This is a genomic window from Streptomyces sp. NBC_01460, from assembly GCF_036227405.1.
Classification (GTDB): domain Bacteria; phylum Actinomycetota; class Actinomycetes; order Streptomycetales; family Streptomycetaceae; genus Streptomyces.
Genome location: NZ_CP109473.1, coordinates 5,138,921 through 5,155,624 on the forward strand (window position 1 = coordinate 5,138,921; position 16,704 = coordinate 5,155,624).

A 16,704-nucleotide genomic window follows, 5' to 3' on the forward strand; every position below is an offset into this window, starting at 1 on the left:
CTGGGGAGGGGCGCGCGGCTCACGCGTTCCCGAAGAACATGGACCCTGGGGGGTTTCCACATGCTGTGCACCACATGCGGTACGAGACCGGTGACATCCGCGGACGGGAGGTGCTCCGTCTGCGTGACAGCCCGTCCGGCGCCGCCGCACGGCCTGATGGCGGCGGGTCCCGTCCCGATGCCGGAAGCGCTTCACCGCCTGCGTTCGCCCGTCCTGCTCGGCAAGGCGGCGGTCGTGCTGCTCGGCGGAGTCATCGCCACCGACGTGCTGGCGCTCGTGGCGGGGACGAACCTCCGGAGCGAGTTCGCCGGCCTGGGGGAGACGGGGCTGTTCGACCCGGCCCCGGCCGATCGTGCCGAGATCCTCTACGGGATGGCCGGAAGCCTCCAACTGCTGGCGATGCTGGCCACGGCCGTCGTCTTCATCATCTGGTTCCACCGGGTACGGATCAACGCCGAGGTGTTCGACGCGGGTCTGCAGCCCATGCGACCGGGCTGGGCGATCGGCGGCTGGTTCGTCCCCGTCGCCAACTTCTGGCTGCCGCGCCGGGTGGCCGCCGGGGTCTGGACCGCGAGCGCGCAGACCAACCCTGACGGGGGCTGGCGCACGGTCTCCATGGCCCCGCTCGATCTCTGGTGGACGCTCTGGGTCGTATCGACCCTCTTCACCTGGAGCGCCTCCAAGATCTACGACCAGGCCGAGCTGTCCGAGGCCGCGGGCGCCGTGACCCTGGTCATGGCTGCCGACGGCCTCGACATCGTCGCGGCCGTCCTCGCGATCCTCTTCGTGCGCAAGCTGACCCGGATGCAGGGCGAGCGCGCCGCCCTCGGTACGACCCCGCTCTCCGTCCCGTCGCCCACCGGCCAGGCCCCCGTCTGAGTTGACCCGTTTTCGCGCTTCCCCGCGGTGCCGGGCGGGAAGAATGGCAGCCCGGACCGCGGGGGGAGTACGACGTGGGTTTCTGGGGCTGCTATCTGGTGGGCCGCAGCGGTGAGCCGCTCATCGGCCATCCCGCGCTGCGGGACGCGCGCGAGCGGCTGACGCTGCGCGAGTACCGCGCGGACGGCTGGCAGGTCTGGTCCCACCCCACGGAGCCCTCGCTCGGCAGCATGACCGCACTCGCCGACGCCGCGCGGGCGCCCGTCCTGCTCGGCTTCGTCATGGACGGTGTCTGTGTGGCCGTCGAGGCGGCGGCGCCGCACAGCGGGTCCTGGTACGCCTGCCTCGGCAGGGCCCCCATGGCGGAGCGCATGGACCGGGACGGCACGACGCTCGAGGACTTCTTCCTGCCGCCCGAGGACGCGGCGGCCCGGGCGGTGGAGTGGGCGGCCGAAACCGGTCGGGGCGTACTCGAAGGACCCTTACTCGAACTGCTGCGTATCGAGTGGCCCGAGTGGTCCGCGGAGGAACTTTTCTTCGCTTTCCTGGACCGTCTGGGCATCGAGAGCCTGTCCCGCTGAGTCCCGTTGTGATCTTCCGTGTCGCATGAGTGACGCTTTTCAGCCATCTGGCGCTGTACGCGGTAAGCGGGAAGCCGTGTCTTCCCGGGAACCGATGGACGGATGGGGGAGGCGTCGATGAGTCTGCTGGAACTGATCGCCCGTGCCGACGGGCGAGGCCTGGCGGCGAGCGGGCTCGCCTGCCTGGACCGCTGCCTCCCGCCGCCGGGGACCGGGGGCGACCCGGAGCCGCTGCGCCCGCTCTGGGCGAGCTGTGAGAGCGGTGCGGAATGGGCCGCCCGGCTCGACGGCGCACACGCGTCGCTGGAGGCCGCGGCGGAGAGCGACGCCGTCGCCGCCCGTGTCCGCGCACTGCTCGGAGCCGCGCCCCGGGACTTCGCCGCCGTGCCCCTGCGCGCGTGGGCGGAGGCCTGCTCGCTCCTCGCCCTCGACGTACACAGGGAGTTCGACGTCCCGGCGGGCGGCACGGAGGTGTTCCGGGGTCCCGGGCGGGAGGACGGTGGTCCGCTCGTCACGGGCGAACTCCGCCGGCAGTCCGACATCCTGGAGACCCTCGCCGAGACCGCCGGATCGCCGGGCGGGGGAGCGGGACTGCGCAGGGTCCTGGACCTGTCGACCGAGGGCCGGAGGGTGCTGCGCGCGGTGGTGTCCCGCCGCGCTCGCGGCCGTGGCCGCTCCGTGACGTCCCCCTGATGTGACGTCACGGGAGGGACGGAACGACGACCGGGGCCGCCACCCCCCACAGGAGAGGCCCCGGCCGTCTTCCACGGGGCCGCAGAGCGACCCCGTACTCATCTCAGCGCCGTGGGTGCGTTTTCTGTCACACCGCACGGGGTCAGGAGACAGTTGCGGGTTGTACAAGTCATGGACGGGGCACTGTCCGACCACGTAGCGTGCTGACGCGCGCAGGGTGGCGCAGTAGTGGTGACCAGCTACGATTCGGATCAGCAGGGCGGGTTGAGGGAGTGCTGGGGGACGACGCGGGGCTGACCGCCGCGGTGCTCGCGGCACAGGACGGGGACGAGGACGCCTTCCGGACTGTGTACCGCGCTGTGCACCCGCGGCTTCTGGGCTACATACGGACACTGGTCGGTGAACCGGACGCGGAGGACGTGGCGTCCGAGTCCTGGCTGCAGATAGCGCGTGACCTCGACCGGTTCAGCGGGGACGCCGACCGGTTCCGCGGCTGGGCGGCCCGCATAGCGCGCAACCGCGCGCTCGATCACATACGGATGAGAGGCAGGCGCCCGGCGATCGGCGGCGACGAGAGCGAACTGTCGGGGGAGCCGGCCGAGTCCGACACCGCGGGCGAGGCGCTGGAATCGCTGGCGACCGGACGTGCCATGTCGCTCATCGCGCAGCTTCCGCAGGACCAGGCCGAGGCGGTCGTGCTCCGCGTGGTGATCGGGCTCGACGCCAAGAGCGCCGCCCGGACGCTGGGGAAGCGCCCGGGCGCGGTGCGGACCGCCGCCCACCGCGGACTGAAGCGGCTGGCGGAGCTGGTCGGTGCCGACCACGGCCCGGAGGACGACATTCCGGCGGTCGGCCCGGAGCTCGGTGCCGTACCCGCGCAGCGGCCGGGCCGGCAGGGCGCGACGACGCCCGCCGGTGTGACGCATTCGCGTCCGTGGACGCAGAAGGACATGTGATGGCCGACGAGCAGCACGAGTGGCTCGACGCGGACGTGGCGGAGAAACTGCTCCGCGGCGAGCCCGTCGGCCCCGTCGACGATCACGCGGGAACCGAGGCCCGGCGGCTCGAGGCCGCCCTGCTCGCGCTGCGGACCGTAAGCCCTCCGGACGGCGAACTGCCCGGTGAGAAGGCCGTTCTGGCCGCTTTCCGCGAAGCCCGGGGCGCCGGTCGGGCGGGAGCCGCGAGCCCCGCCGGGCACACGGGACAGCAGGACGTTCTGCGTACGGTGCGGATCGGGGCGTCGCCCGCGGCCCCGCTCCGGCGTCCGCGCTGGACACGCCCGGTGCGCTACGGCCTCGCCGTCTCGCTCGTCGGGTGCGCGCTGGGAGGTGTGGCGGTCGCCGGGGGCACGGGCGTGCTTCCCGCGCCGTTCGGGGGTCACGGCTCGCCGGTTCCGGCCTCGTCCGTCTCCGCCGCGGCGTCACCCGAGGAGCTCGGCGCGGAGGAGCCCGACGCGGGTGAGCCGTCGCCGCTGCCCTCCGTCACCCCTGGTGTGCCCAGGCCTCCGCGGGCCTCCGAGGTGCCCGTCCCGCCGGGCGGCGGGACGGACGGGAGCGACGGGCCGGCCGGGCAGACGGACGGCGGGGCGGACCGCGAGGGTGAGGACCGGGAGGGCGGCGGCACCGAGGGCGGCACGGACGGCCGGGAGGCGCCGGGCAGGAATCCGGCCGAGGTGTACAGGAAGTCGGTCAAGGCGTGCCGTGGCCACCGCGCGGACTCCCTGAGCCGGGACGAGGAGCGCCGGCTCCTCGAACTGGCCCGCGGGGAAGCGAACCTGGACCGCTTCTGCGACCGTCTCCTGGGCGCGGACGACCGCGACGGCGGGAGTGGCCAGGACGGTCCCGACGACGGCAAGGGCGACGGCGACGGCAGGAACGACGACGGCAAGGGCGAGGGGGGCACGGAGGGCGAGGGCTCCCTCACCTCCCTCACGCGGTCCGCGGAGACGACGCGGGACGGTGTGACGCGGGACGTCTCGCGGCGCATGCCGGCGGCAGCCCTCACCGAGAGCTCGCAGGCACTCTCCTCGATAACGCGCTGACCTGCGAGAACGCGGCAGCTGTAACGTTCTCCGGCGTTCCGGCGCAGTAGTGAGTGCCGACTGGTCATCGGCCGCGCACAGAGCCGGGGTTCCCCCCGTACCTTCGGCTCAGCGCATCGGCGCGGGCGGGACTCGTTCCCCCGGTCCCGTCCGCGCCTCTCATCCAGTTGCATTCGCTACCAGTAGACGACGACCTTGTCGCCGTCCCGCACCTGGGCGAAGAGCGACGCGATCTTCCCCTCGTCCCGCACGTTCACGCAGCCGTGCGAGGCGCCGTCGTAGCCGCGCGCCGCGAAGTCCGACGAGTAGTGCACCGCTTGGCCGCCGCTGAAGAACATGGCGTACGGCATGGGGGTGTCGTAGAGCGTCGACACGTGGTGGCGGGACTTCCAGTACACCGAGAAGACGCCGTCGCGGGTGGGCGTGTACTGGGAGCCGAACCGCACGTCCATGGTGGAGTCGACCCTGCCGTCGATCACCCACGACAGCGTGCGGCTGTTCTTGCTGATGCAGAGGACGCGGCCCTTCAGGCAACGGGCGTCGAGCTTCGCGGGCGCCGGTCCGGCGACCGGCGGGTCGAGCTCCTTCGCCGTCGGTTTCCGGGTCATCGCGAGCAGCCGCTCCCAGGTGACCGCGTCGGTCCTGCCCGTCCGGGCCAGGCCACGTCTGCCCTGGAAGGACTGCACGGCGGTGACGGTGACGGTGCCGTAGTACCCCGTGGGGCTGCGGTCGAAGTGCCCGATCTGGCGCAGCCGGGCCTGGAGTTCCCGTACGCGCCCGCTCCGGTCGCCGACGGACATCAGGGTCCTCGGCTCAGGGGCCGGCCGGGCGGTCGGGGTCCGTGAGGCGGGGGCCGAGGGGGACGCCGGGCCGCTCGGCTTGGCGTCGTCCGTGGGGCGCGTGCCCGGCTGCCCGGCGGCGGTGGGCTCCGCGCCCCCGACCCTCTCGACCTTGCAGCCCGTCGTCAGTGCGGCCAGCGCGAGCACGCCGACGGCAGCCGCGGCCGCTGTGCGCACGAGGCGCGTGTGGCTGTTCTCCCGTACCCGTCCCATCCTCTGCCCCCTGATTCGCCGTCGCGGCGCCGGTCGCGCCTGCCCCGTCCCGCCGCCCGTGCGCGGATGTCCTATGGGACGGATTCCCGTCCTGCCCGGTTGCCGAATCCTGCGCATGATGGGGGACGTGCGTCCGGGTCGCCGGGGACGCGCTGTGAGCAAGGTCCCCGGCGAGGGTGCTCCGCAGGGCGTGGCGCCGCCGATAGAGTCCGTCGCGAGATTTGTTACTGATTAGTAGCTCGAGCGGGAGGCACAGCACATGACGCGTGAGTCCGAGTCAGGACTGCCCATCGAGCCGGTGTACGGGCCGGAGGCTCTCGACGGCTGGCGGGCCGAGGAGAAGCTGGGCGCCCCGGGTGCCTACCCCTTCACGCGCGGCGTGTACCCCTCGATGCACACGGGCCGGCCGTGGACGATGCGGCAGTACGCCGGTTTCGGTACCGCCACCGAGTCCAACGCCCGCTACAAGCAGCTGATCGCCAACGGCACCACGGGCCTGTCCGTCGCGTTCGACCTGCCGACCCAGATGGGACACGACTCGGACGCCCCCATCGCCTCCGGCGAGGTCGGCAAGGTCGGTGTGGCGATCGACTCGATCGACGACATGCGCGTCCTGTTCGGCGGGATCCCGCTGGGCGAGGTCTCGACCTCGATGACCATCAACGCCCCCGCCGCGCTCCTCCTGCTCCTCTACCAACTGGTCGCCGAGGAGCAGGGCGTGCCGGCGGAGAGGCTGACGGGCACGATCCAGAACGACGTGCTCAAGGAGTACATCGCCCGGGGCACGTACATCTTCCCGCCCAAGCCCTCGCTGCGGCTGATCGCCGACATCTTCAAGTACTGCCGGGCCGAGATCCCGAAGTGGAACACCATCTCGATCTCCGGCTACCACATGGCGGAGGCGGGGGCCTCGCCCGCGCAGGAGATCGCGTTCACCCTCGCGGACGGCATCGAGTACGTGCGCACCGCGGTGGCGGCCGGCATGGACGTGGACGACTTCGCGCCGCGGCTCTCCTTCTTCTTCGTCGCCCGGACCACAATCCTCGAAGAGGTCGCCAAGTTCCGTGCCGCGCGCCGGATCTGGGCCCGGGTGATGAAGGAGGAGTTCGGAGCGGAGAACCCCAAGTCGCTGATGCTGCGCTTCCACACCCAGACCGCCGGCGTCCAGCTGACCGCCCAGCAGCCGGAGGTCAACCTGGTCCGGGTCGCCGTCCAGGGACTGGGCGCGGTCCTCGGGGGCACCCAGTCGCTCCACACCAACTCCTTCGACGAGGCCATCGCCCTGCCGACGGACAAGTCGGCCCGGCTCGCACTGCGCACCCAGCAGGTCCTGGCGTACGAGACGGACGTGACGGCCACCGTCGACCCCTTCGCGGGCAGTTACGTCGTCGAGCGGATGACCGACGACGTCGAGGCCGCGGCCCTGGAGCTGATGGGCAGGGTCGAGGACATGGGGGGTGCGGTCGACGCCATCGAGCGCGGCTTCCAGAAGGGTGAGATCGAGCGCAGCGCCTACCGCGTGGCCCAGGAGACGGACAGCGGGGAGCGCGTGGTCGTCGGCGTCAACCGCTTCCGCCTCGACGAGGAGGAGCCGTACGAGCCGCTCCGCGTCGACCCGGCGATCGAGGCCCAGCAGGCGGCCCGCCTCGCGAAGCTCCGCGCGGAGCGTGACCAGGGCGCCGTGGACGCGGCACTCGTGGAGCTCAAGGAGGCCGCGGAGGGCACGGACAACGTCCTCTACCCGATGAAGGACGCGCTCGCGGCGCGGGCCACGGTGGGCGAGGTCTGCAACGCCCTGCGGGAGGTCTGGGGCGCGTACGTCCCGACGGACGCGTTCTGAGGGGCCTTTTCGCAACTCTCCGCGATGTGGAACGGCTGAACGGAGTGTCGTACCCGCGTGCGACACTCCGTTCATGCTAGGTGTCACCGATCTTCCGACCTATCTCGCCGGCCTGGTGCTGATCATTCTGCTGCCGGGTCCGAATTCGCTGTACGTGCTCTCCGTCGCCGCGAGGCGTGGGGTGCGCACCGGTTATGTGGCCGCCGCCGGAGTCTGGACCGGGGACACGGTCCTGATGACGCTGTCCGCGCTCGGCGCCGCTTCCCTGCTGCAGACGACGCCGCTGCTGTTCGCGGTCGTCAAGTACGCGGGGGCGGGCTATCTGACCTGGCTGGCGATCGGGATGATGCGGGCGGCCGTGTCGATGTGGCGCGAACGGCACCAGCGGGTGGCGGAGCTGTCGGACGCGAGCGCGGCGCCCGCGGCAGGAGCGGAACACCCCTACCGCCGGGCGCTCGTGGTCAGTCTCTTCAATCCCAAGGCGATTCTTTTCCTGATTTCCTTCTTCGTGCAGTTCGTCGATCCGGGCTACGCCTATCCGGCGCTCTCCTTCCTCCTGCTCGGCACGCTGCTGCAGATCGGCAGCTTCCTCTACCTCTCGACGCTCATATTCGGGGGCACCCGCCTGGCCACCGCCTTCCGGCGCCGCAAGCGGCTGTCGGCCGGGGCCACGTCGCTGGCGGGTGTGCTGTTCCTCGGGTTCGCGGCGAAGCTGTCGGTCAGCGGCATCTGAACGGGGCCCGGGGCGCCGGGGCTCAGTGGTGCCACGCCGTGCCGCCCACGTTGTGGATCATCCGCTGGAGGACCTTGAGGGCGGCGACGTACTCCTCGTCGGTGATGCCGGCGTGGATGTCCGCGAGTGCCCGGCCCACCCGTTCGGCGGCCTTGGCGCGCAGTGCGTCCCCCTCCGGGGTCAGCCGCAGGCGGGTGGCGGCGTCCTGCGTGACCAGGCCCTCCACGATCAGGGTGTCGATCTCGGGCTCCAGCGAGTCGCCGACGTTCAGGTAGCCGCGGAGCGTCGTGACCACCTCGGCGCGCGGACGGCCCTCTTCGCCCGCGTCGACCAGTTGGTTGAGGACCCACCAGGGGGGCTGGGTCAGGCCGTGTTCGGCCAGCCCGGCCCGGATGTGGGTCACGGCCGCGTCGTGGGCGGCCCAGCTCCAGTACCCGATGGGCTGTCGTGCGAGTCCGGCGTCGTCATGTGAGTAGTCCATGTCCTGGACGGTAGGACCTCAAGCGGAGTTGAGGTCAAGACCCAGCCGGCCGGCGTACTCGGCGAGCCCCGAGGCGTCCTCGCCCGCCCAGCCGACGTAGCCGTCGGGCCGGACGAGGAACAGGCCCTTGCCGTAGGCCTCGGCCCCCTCGGTGCGGAGGGTGCGCAGGAGTTCGCCGGTGTACGCGGGGAGCGGGGCGTCCGTGCCGACCGCGAGCAGGGTGAAGTGCGGCCCCCGGAAGGCGTCGAAGAGGCGCCCGCCCTCGCCCGTGGGCCCGTCAGGGGCGCGGTCGCCGGCCTCCAGGAGTCCCGCGCGGCCGGATGCCAGCGGCCCTTCGCGGTAGCCGAGACCCAACTGCTGCGCGGCGGTGCCGCGTTCCTGCTCGCCGCGGTGGATGCGGGTCGAGAGGCCGAGCATCTCGGCGGCGACCGGGAGGCGCTCCTGCTCGTAGGTCTCCAGCAGGGCGGCCGGCGCGCCGTGCAGCAGGACCTGGCCCAGCTTCCAGCCCAGGTTGTAGGCGTCCTGGACGCTGGTGTTCAGCCCCTGGCCGCCCGCCGGGGAGTGGACGTGCGCGGCGTCGCCGACGAGGAAGGCCCGGCCCTCGCGGAACCGGTCGGCCAGGGCGGCGCGCGGCCGGAAGTCCGACGACCAGCGCACCTCGGTGACGTCGTCCTCGCTCAGGTGCGTGCGGGCGGCGACGAGCGCCCGCACGCCCTCCGGTGTGGTGTCGGGCGTCCCGTCCTCGAAGCGGGCGACCAGCTGGAAGTCCGCCGTGCCGGGCAGCGGGCAGAGCGTGAGCAGGCCCGCCTCGCCCAGGAAGATGTGCCAGTCGACCCGGTCGAGGGCCGCCTCCGCGATCCGGACGTCGGCCACCAGGGTGGGTGAGGGGTCGACGGTCTCGCCCGTCATCGTGATGCCGAGCGCGCGCCGGACCGTGGAGCGTCCGCCGTCCGCGCCCACCAGGTAGGCGGCCCGCACCTCGCCGGTGGTGAGCCGGGCCGTGACCCCGCCGCCGTCCTGCGACAGGCCCGTGAGGGCGGCGGAGAACAGGACGTCGCCGCCCAGTTCGCGGAGGCGGGCGAGCAGGATCTCCTGGGTCCGCCACTGCGGCATCATCCAGGGCTCCCCGTACGGCTCCGCCTCGGTGGGCTCGGCGCGGCGGAACATGTCGTACGCGCCCTGGCGCTCACCGTCCTTCCAGGTCATCCCGACCGGTGCGGCACCGCCGTGCTCCCGTACCGCCCCGCCCACGCCGAGGTCGTCGAGCACCTCCCGGGTGCGCGGCTGGATCCCCTTGCCCCGCGAGCCGGGGAAGAGTGAGGCGGCCTGCTCGACCACGAGAGCGCGCACCCCGCGGCGGGCGAGGTCGCAGGCCAGGGCGAGGCCGCTGGGGCCTGCTCCCACGATCAGGACGTCCGTTTCCTTAACGCTGTTAAGTTCCATGGTCGGGAGTGTGTGCTTAACACTGTTAAATTGTCAAGGTGGGTACGACGAAGATCGACCGGGCGCGCGTCGCTGACGCCGGTCTCAAGCTGCTGAACGAGGTGGGCCTGGACGGGCTGACCCTGCGTGCCATCGCCAGGGAGCTGGACGTCAAGGCGCCCGCGCTCTACTGGCACTTCAAGGACAAGCAGGCGCTGCTCGACGAGATGGCGACGGTCATGTACCGCCGGATGCTGGAGGGGGAGCTGCCCGGCCCCGCCCCGCGCGGCTGGCAGGAGCAGATGGTCGCGTACCAGGGCGCGCTGCGCGGGGCGCTGCTGCGCTACCGCGACGGGGCGAAGGTCTACAGCGGCGCCCGGTTCACCGGCACGGACCACGCCGACGGGCTGGAGGCCCACCTGCGCACCATGGTCGACGCGGGGTTCGAGCTGTGGCAGGCGGTGCGCGCGGGGACGACCGTCAACGCCTACACGCTGGGCTTCGTCACCGAGGAGCAGGGCGTCCAGCCGATGCCCGACGAGCGGCGGGAGGGGTACGACGTCGACGTGCGGGCCGAGCGGCTGCGGCGCTATCCGCTGGCGGCGGCGGCCGGGGCCGAGATCTTCAGCAACTACGACGAGCGCTTCGAGGACGGCCTGCGGATCGTCGTCGCCGGCATCGAGGCGCGGTACGGGGTGAGCTGAGCCCCGGGGCCCCGGTTCGGAGCCACCCCGCCCCCGGACCCCGCCCCCGGCTCGGAGCCACCCCGCCCCCGGGCCCCCGGTCCGGGGTCAGCCCGCCCCGGGGCACCCCGAGGACGCCCAGAGTTCACCCTTCGTCGGGCCGTACGACACCCGCTCCTTCACCCGCGTCACTAGCGTGACCGGACCATGATCGAAGGTGAGGGCCCGCGTGCCGAAACTGTCCGTCGTCGTCCCGTTCCACAATGTCGGCCCCTTCGCCGACACGACGCTGGGCAGTCTTGCCCGTAACGCGGGCCCCGACATCGAGTTCCTGCTGGTCGACGACTGCTCCACGGACGACACGCCGGCCGTCGTCGACCGCTGGGCCGACCGGATCCCGCACGCCGAGGTCATCCGGCACGGGAAGAACGTCGGCATCGCGGCGGCCCGCAACAGCGGCATCGACGCGGCCCGCGGCGACTTCGTCACCTTCCTCGACGGCGACGACTGGTACGCCCCCGGGCACCTGGCCCGGCTGCTGCACGCCGCCGCCGAGCTGGACTGCGACTTCGCCCGCACCGACCACGTCCAGGCCACCGGGACCAGCCGGGTCGTACGGCGCGCCCCCGCCCGGCTCCGCCACACGGTGATGGACCCGCGCGAAGGCATCGCGGCCCCCGAGTGGGAGACGATGGTCGACTACCCCTTCGTATGGGCGGGCGTCTACCACCGGCGGCTCTTCGAGGACGGCGGCCACCGCTTCACGACCCGGCTGCGCACCGCCGAGGACCGGCTGTGGATCTGGCAGCTGCACCTGCGGGCACGGACCTGTGCGGCGCTGAACCTGTACGGCGTCTTCTACCGCCGCGGCGTCACCACGTCCCTGACGCAGATCAAGGACTCCCGCCAGCTGGACTTCTTCCCCGCCTACGACACGCTGATCGACGAGATCCGCGAGGACCCGGACGCGGAGCTCCTCCTCCCCAAGGCGGTCCGCACCTACTGCGCCATGATCGCCTTCCACAACGAGAAGGCGGACGCCTACGAGCCCGCCACCTTCCGGCGCCTGCGCCACGAGTCGGCGGCCGCGCTGCACCGCATGCCGCAGCAGGTGCTCGACCACACCCTGACGATGATGGACACCAGGCGCAGCACCCTGCTCCACCGCCTGCGTGACAAGCAGAAGGCCGCCTGACCATGCCCACGCGCACGCAGATCTTCCAGGTGTCGACCCTCTACGGGGCGGCCACACTCGCCGCGGCGCTGGACGCCGGCCAGTTCGGTCCGGGGCAGGACAGCCACCGCGTCCTGCTCGTCTCCAACAACGCGGCGATCCCCGAAACCGCCCTCCGGCTGGAGGAGATGCGCGGCTACGGGGGCATCGCCGCCCGCTTCGACTCCGTCGTCGACTGGAACGACGCCATCAGCCCGCACCACCCGAGCGGATGGGGCCCGCGCGCCGAGGAGACCGAGCTCTGGCAGCGCGCCTTCCGTCTCGCGTGGGGCATCGACCCCGACGGGCCCGTCGACCTCGCCGTCGAGTCCATCCAGGTCAACCCGGCCCGCGCGCTGGCGGCGATCTTCTCCGAGAGCGCCGTGCACGTCTACGCGGACGGCCTGATGAGCTACGGCCCGACCCGCAACAAGGTGCCGAGGTCCATCGCCTGCCGCATCCAGCGGGTGCTCCACCTGGACCTCGTACCGGGACTGCGCCCGCTCCTCCTCGCCGAGTCCGGGGTCGAGCCCGAGCTCGTACCGAACGACGCCTTCCGCACGGTCCTCGGCGAGATCGCCGCGGCGGCGGAGGGCGACCGCCGGCTCGCGGAGGCGGAGGCCGAGGCACCCACGGCCGTACTCCTCGGCCAGTACCTCGCCGCCCTGAACATCCTCACGGCCGAGGAGGAGGAGGACCTGCACCTGCGCATGCTGCGCGGTGCGGCCCGGGCCGGTCACACCTCCGTCCTCTTCAAGCCCCACCCCACCGCGCCGGCCCGCTACTCCCGGGCGCTCGACGACGCCGCCACCGCGCTCGGGGTGCGGCTGACCACGCTGGACAGCCCGCTGCTCGCCGAGACCCTCTACGAGCGGTGCGCCCCCACGCTCGTCGTCGGCTGCTTCTCGACCGCGATGTTCACCGCCGCCGTGTACTACGGCATCCCCGTCGCGCGGGTCGGCACCCGGCTCGTCCTGGACCGCATCACCCCGTACGAGAACAGCAACCGCATCCCGCTCACGATCGTCGACCACCTCGTGCCCGACCTGGACGAGCAGGCCGGCGAACCGGTGCCCGGACTGCCGTCCACCGCTCCGGACACCCTCGCGCCCCTGGTCCGGACGGTCGGCTACTGCATGCAGTCCGGGCTCCACCCCACGCTGCGCGCCGAGGCCGAGTCCTGGCTGCGGGACCACCTCGACAGCACCACGCAGCACTACTTCAAGCGCCGCCGTCTGCAGAAACTCACCCTGCCCGGCGGCGGCCCCCGGGGCGCGGCGATCCGGCTGCGCCGCACCGTACGGCGTACCCGCAGCAGCCTGGGCCTCTGATCCCGGGACCGGGGCGCGTGCCCCGGCGCCGGCCACTGATGACAGAACGGCGGAACGAGCATGGGCCAGACCTTCACGGGGCTGCTCAAGGCGGTACGGGCGAGAACCGGGCAGAGCGGCACGGCGCGGACCGCGCCGACCGCCGCCCTGCGCCTGTGCGGTGACTACCTGGAGGGCCTCGCGACGGGCGGTCCCCTGAACGACGCACGGCGGACCCGGCTCGTCGCCGCCATCGGCGGCCTCACGACCGCCTGCGGCAGCGACGAGGACGCGTTCGACGCCCTGCTGCGCACCGGGCAGCGTGCCCTGGAGGCCGGCGGGGACGCGGAGACCCGCCTCGCCCTGGCCGTCGCCGTCGAGGCCACCGCCCTGCGCTCCCGGTCCAAGGGTGCCTGGCGGCTGCGCGCGAGTGCCCTGGACGCGCTGGGCCGCCGCGACGAGGCGGCCCAGGCCTACGAGCGGCATCTGGCGCTCCAGCAGAACCCGGCGTCGGCCGAGGACATCGCGCGCCGGACCGCCACCCTGAAGGATCTCCGCTCCTGCCTGGACGAGGCCGCCGGGCTGCTCCCCGGCGAGGACGGCACCCGCCTGCGGGCCCTGCACAACGCCCCCGCGGGGCAGGTCCGCACGGACTTCGCCGAGGCCGTCCGCCGGCGCACCGCGGCGGGCGGCGGCATGGCCGACCCGGACGTCCGCCGTCTGAACATCCTGTACGCCGCCCACCGCCGGCTGCTGGACCGGGACAGGCTCGCCGACCCGCTGCTCGGGGGCGCCGAGCCAGCTGGCGTCGGCGCGCTGCGCCGCCTGGTCGCCGGACGCTCCGTCTGCCTCGTCGCCGGCGCCCCCCGGATCGCCGACGAGGAGAGCGTCCCGGGCAGCCCGCTCGCCGGACTGATCGACGGGTACGACCTGGTCGTGCGCTGCGACACCGTGCCGCCCACCGCCCCGCGCACCGATCTGCACGCGGTCACCCTGCGGGGCGACACCCCGTGGACGGGCCCCGCCTGGGACCGCCGGACGGGCACCCGGCTGGTCTTCGGCGACCCGCTGCCGCACTGGCGCAGGTCGCTGCGCGCCCGCCTGGTCCCCGGCGCGCAGGAGCGCGTCGGGGACGCCTCGCTGCGGCACCCCCTCGACGATCCGGCACTGCTCGGCGAGGACGGCTGGGGCCCCGGGACCGGCACCGCGTTCACCGTGCTCCGGCTCCTGGACTTCCTGGACACGGCCGACCGCCTGGACCTCATCGGCTTCGGACTTCCGGGGCAGCTGCAGCCGCGCGAGCGCGCGTGGGTCGGCGACCGCGCGACCCACCAGGACGACACCGAGATGAGGACCGCGCTGCGATGACCACCCCCGCCGACAGACGCACCGACCCCACCGGGGGCGGCACGGCCGCCGGGCCCGACGCCGACGACAGGCGCGCCGTCACCGGCAGGCGGAGGATCGCCTTCGCCGCCTGGACCGACGAGGCCCGGATGCCCGGCCTCCTGGTGCTGCTGCGCAGTCTCGCGCTGGCCGACCCCACCGTCTGCGAGGACTTCCTCGTCCTCCACCCCGGCCTGCCCGACTCCGCGTTCGACGCGGCCCGGCGGCTGCACCCGCGCCTCGTCCCGCGGAGCGCGCGCAGCCGCCTCGACGTCTTCCGGGAGAGCGGCTACGACACGGTCGTCGCCCTGAGCCCCGGCATGGTCGTCCTCGGCTCGCTCCTCCCGCTGCTGGCCCTCCGCACCGGAGTGGCCGCCGTGCCGCAGCCCGGGCCCGGCGGCGGGCGGACCGTGCGGGACGGCGGACTGCTGGTGATCCAGCGCCAGGACGTGACGGACGCGCTGCTGGACGCCCTGGCCGAAGGCGGCGAGGACACGGTGGACCGTGCGCTGACCGAGGCCGGGATCCTCGAACCGCTGGGCTCCCGGTACGACGTACCGGCGGGCCGGCCGTTCGTCGACACCCCCGTGCCCGGGAGCACCGTCGTCCTCCACCTCGGTGCGGATCCGGCGCCCGGGACCCCTGCGGGCGAGGCCCGCGAGCGCTACGAGATGGACGACGAGGCGTTCCGCGCCGCCTACTGCGCCCTGCCGGGGCCCAAGCACCCCGAACTGCTGCTGCACTGCGCCCTGCCCTTCCCCGAGGGGAGGCGGGCACCGGTGGACCTCGTCCGCCAGGTCGCCGAGGTGCACCGGCAGCAGGGCCGCTACGACGAGGCCGTCGTCCTGCTGACCCCGGCGGTCGCGGACCGGCCCGACCTGCCGCGCTGCCACGAGACGCTGGGCATCAGCCTGATGGCGCTGTCCCGCTACGAGGAGGCCGAGGCGCACCTGCTCCTGGCCACCGTCTCACCCGACTTCGCGGCCCGCGCCTACGGCCAGCTCGCCCGGCTCGCCTGGCTGCTGGGCCGCGAGGCGGACGCACACGCGTACGCACGTGAAGGGCTCGACGCGGACCCCACCGACGGCAACTGCCATGCCTGGTACGCCCGTACGCGCCCGGCGCCCGCCACGCCGGGCGGGGCCGCTCCCGCTCCCGCGCACGAACAGCTCGCGCACGTCGCCCTGTTCGCCGACGGCCAGGAGAACGCGGGCGACAAGGTGCTCCCCGAGGCCGTACGGATGTGCTTCGGCCCCGACACCGGCGCCGCCCGCTGGCACGAGCGGTCGGTCCACCGGCTGGTCGACGAGACCGGTCTGGAGGAGCTGAACGCCCGGCGCGGCATCGTCGTCGGCGGCGGCGGGCTCTTCCTCCCGGACACCGCGCCCAACAGCAACAGCGGCTGGCAGTGGAACATCCCCGACGACGTCCTCGCCCGGATCTCCGCGCCGCTCGCCGTCTTCGCGGTCGGCTACAACGTCTTCGACGGCCAGCGCTACCGGCGGGAACGCTTCGCGGCGAGCCTGCGCGCCCTGGTCGCGAAGTCCGCCTTCTTCGGGCTCCGCAACCAGGGGTCCGTGGACCGGGTCAGGGAGCTCCTGCCGGAGGAACTGCGGGACCGGGTCCGCTACCAGCCGTGCCCCACGACCGTGGCCCGGCACCTCGACCCGGGGCTGGACGACGGCCGGGACGACGGCACGGACCGGGACGACACGGTGCTGATCAACTGCGCCTACGACCGGGCCGGACTGCGCTTCGGCCACGACTACGGCCACTTCCTGGCCGAGACGGCCGCCGCCGTGCGCGCCATCGGCACACGCGCGGAGGTCCGTTACGCGGCCCACATGCCGGCCGACGAGAAGTTCGTCCACGACCTGCGCCGGGAACACGGCACAGCCCTCCCGGTGGAGCCGCTGTACCTGTTCTCCAACGACCGGATCCGCGAGCTCTACCGGCGCACCCGCCTGGTGATCGGCATGCGCGGGCACGCGGGGATGATCCCGTTCGGCTGCGGCACGCCGGTCATCAGCCTGGTGTCGCACCCCAAACTCGCCTACTTCCTCGCGGACATCGACCGTCCCGAGTGGGGCCTCTCCGTCCACGACCGGGCGCTGGGCGCACGCCTCGCCGAGCGCGCGGCGCACGTGCTGGACGACCACCGGGCGGCCGTGGCCGACGTGCACGGCCGCCAGGAGCACCTCTGGTCGGTCACCCGCGCCAACCTCGCCGAGCTCCGGGGCCTCTTCGGGCTGACGGACCCCTTCGCCGGTGGCGACGCCCCGCACCTCCCCGGCCCCCGGACCGCCGAGCCGGCACCGGGCCTTCACCTGCCCGACACCCGCACGAAGTGACTGTTCACCTGACCGGAGTTCACCCCGGCCCGACACGTT

Annotated in this window: 15 protein-coding genes; 12 read left to right on the top strand and 3 right to left on the bottom strand. The window is 73.2% G+C overall.

The annotated features are described in order from the left end of the window. Positions 1–123: 123 nt before the first annotated feature. The 5 genes from OG488_RS23265 (at position 124) to OG488_RS23285 (ending at position 4,194) form a co-directional block, all read left to right on the top strand. Positions 124–879 carry a DUF4328 domain-containing protein gene (locus OG488_RS23265; protein ID WP_329232060.1) on the top strand — a complete coding sequence of 252 codons (756 nt, stop codon included), beginning with the start codon at positions 124–126 and terminating at the stop codon, positions 877–879. A gap of 74 nt (positions 880–953) precedes the next feature. Continuing rightward, complete coding sequence (locus tag OG488_RS23270; RefSeq protein ID WP_329232063.1) at positions 954–1,460, top strand: hypothetical protein; 507 nt, start codon at positions 954–956, stop codon at positions 1,458–1,460. 117 nt (positions 1,461–1,577) lie between these two features. Then, positions 1,578–2,153: a hypothetical protein gene (locus OG488_RS23275; RefSeq protein WP_329232065.1), complete on the top strand. Its 576-nt coding sequence runs from the start codon at positions 1,578–1,580 to the stop codon at positions 2,151–2,153. Between the two features lie 272 nt (positions 2,154–2,425). After that, positions 2,426–3,109: an RNA polymerase sigma factor gene (locus tag OG488_RS23280; RefSeq protein ID WP_329232066.1), complete on the top strand. Its 684-nt coding sequence runs from the start codon at positions 2,426–2,428 to the stop codon at positions 3,107–3,109. Further along, complete coding sequence (locus OG488_RS23285; RefSeq protein ID WP_329232069.1) at positions 3,109–4,194, top strand: hypothetical protein; 1,086 nt, start codon at positions 3,109–3,111, stop codon at positions 4,192–4,194. The genes OG488_RS23280 and OG488_RS23285 overlap by 1 nt, the downstream gene beginning before the upstream one ends. A gap of 176 nt (positions 4,195–4,370) precedes the next feature. Here the strand turns inward: OG488_RS23285 and OG488_RS23290 are convergent, their stop codons facing one another. Then, positions 4,371–5,246, bottom strand: a complete 876-nt coding sequence (locus tag OG488_RS23290) for a L,D-transpeptidase family protein (protein WP_329232071.1) — start codon at positions 5,244–5,246, stop codon at positions 4,371–4,373. Between the two features lie 259 nt (positions 5,247–5,505). Here OG488_RS23290 and OG488_RS23295 point away from each other — a divergent pair, with 259 nt between their 5' ends. Beyond that, positions 5,506–7,086, top strand: a complete 1,581-nt coding sequence (locus tag OG488_RS23295; protein WP_329232072.1) for an acyl-CoA mutase large subunit family protein — start codon at positions 5,506–5,508, stop codon at positions 7,084–7,086. Positions 7,087–7,159: 73 nt separating this feature from the next. Further along, entirely contained in the window at positions 7,160–7,819 is a 660-nt protein-coding gene (gene leuE / locus OG488_RS23300; RefSeq protein WP_329232074.1) for a leucine efflux protein LeuE, read from the top strand. A 22-nt stretch (positions 7,820–7,841) separates the two neighbouring features. Here leuE and OG488_RS23305 read toward each other — a convergent pair whose 3' ends face one another. Both OG488_RS23305 and OG488_RS23310 read right to left on the bottom strand, forming a co-directional pair. Further along, complete coding sequence (locus OG488_RS23305) at positions 7,842–8,300, bottom strand: MarR family winged helix-turn-helix transcriptional regulator (protein WP_329232076.1); 459 nt, start codon at positions 8,298–8,300, stop codon at positions 7,842–7,844. 18 nt (positions 8,301–8,318) lie between these two features. Further along, on the bottom strand, positions 8,319–9,743 hold the full coding sequence (locus tag OG488_RS23310; RefSeq protein WP_329232078.1) for an FAD-dependent monooxygenase: 1,425 nt from the start codon (positions 9,741–9,743) through the stop codon (positions 8,319–8,321). A gap of 38 nt (positions 9,744–9,781) precedes the next feature. On the opposite strand from OG488_RS23310, the gene OG488_RS23315 reads away from it, so the two are divergent. The 5 genes from OG488_RS23315 (at position 9,782) to OG488_RS23335 (ending at position 16,665) form a co-directional block, all read left to right on the top strand. Further along, on the top strand, positions 9,782–10,426 hold the full coding sequence (locus tag OG488_RS23315; protein ID WP_329232079.1) for a TetR/AcrR family transcriptional regulator C-terminal domain-containing protein: 645 nt from the start codon (positions 9,782–9,784) through the stop codon (positions 10,424–10,426). Between the two features lie 208 nt (positions 10,427–10,634). After that, positions 10,635–11,600: a glycosyltransferase family 2 protein gene (locus OG488_RS23320; RefSeq protein ID WP_329232081.1), complete on the top strand. Its 966-nt coding sequence runs from the start codon at positions 10,635–10,637 to the stop codon at positions 11,598–11,600. Between the two features lie 2 nt (positions 11,601–11,602). Then, the gene (locus OG488_RS23325) at positions 11,603–12,949 is read left to right on the top strand and encodes a polysialyltransferase family glycosyltransferase (protein WP_329232083.1); all 1,347 of its coding nucleotides are present in this window, start codon (positions 11,603–11,605) and stop codon (positions 12,947–12,949) included. Between the two features lie 60 nt (positions 12,950–13,009). Continuing rightward, on the top strand, positions 13,010–14,296 hold the full coding sequence (locus tag OG488_RS23330) for a hypothetical protein (protein ID WP_329232085.1): 1,287 nt from the start codon (positions 13,010–13,012) through the stop codon (positions 14,294–14,296). Continuing rightward, a complete protein-coding gene (locus OG488_RS23335) occupies positions 14,293–16,665 on the top strand; it encodes a tetratricopeptide repeat-containing glycosyltransferase family protein (RefSeq protein ID WP_329232087.1) in 2,373 nt (790 codons plus the stop codon). Before OG488_RS23330 ends, OG488_RS23335 begins: the two co-directional genes overlap by 4 nt. Positions 16,666–16,704: the final 39 nt, after the last annotated feature.

Excerpts from the sequence above, each read along its gene's own strand:
- OG488_RS23275 (WP_329232065.1), top strand. The coding sequence starts at position 1,578 with ATGAGTCTGCTGGAACTGATCGCCCGTGCCGACGGGCGAGGCCTGGCG.
- OG488_RS23285 (WP_329232069.1), top strand. The coding sequence starts at position 3,109 with ATGGCCGACGAGCAGCACGAGTGGCTCGACGCGGACGTGGCGGAGAAA.
- OG488_RS23290 (WP_329232071.1), bottom strand. The coding sequence starts at position 5,246 with ATGGGACGGGTACGGGAGAACAGCCACACGCGCCTCGTGCGCACAGCG.
- OG488_RS23295 (WP_329232072.1), top strand. The coding sequence starts at position 5,506 with ATGACGCGTGAGTCCGAGTCAGGACTGCCCATCGAGCCGGTGTACGGG.
- leuE (WP_329232074.1), top strand. The coding sequence starts at position 7,160 with ATGCTAGGTGTCACCGATCTTCCGACCTATCTCGCCGGCCTGGTGCTG.
- OG488_RS23305 (WP_329232076.1), bottom strand. The coding sequence starts at position 8,300 with ATGGACTACTCACATGACGACGCCGGACTCGCACGACAGCCCATCGGG.
- OG488_RS23310 (WP_329232078.1), bottom strand. The coding sequence starts at position 9,743 with ATGGAACTTAACAGCGTTAAGGAAACGGACGTCCTGATCGTGGGAGCA.
- OG488_RS23325 (WP_329232083.1), top strand. The coding sequence starts at position 11,603 with ATGCCCACGCGCACGCAGATCTTCCAGGTGTCGACCCTCTACGGGGCG.
- OG488_RS23330 (WP_329232085.1), top strand. The coding sequence starts at position 13,010 with ATGGGCCAGACCTTCACGGGGCTGCTCAAGGCGGTACGGGCGAGAACC.
- OG488_RS23335 (WP_329232087.1), top strand. The coding sequence starts at position 14,293 with ATGACCACCCCCGCCGACAGACGCACCGACCCCACCGGGGGCGGCACG.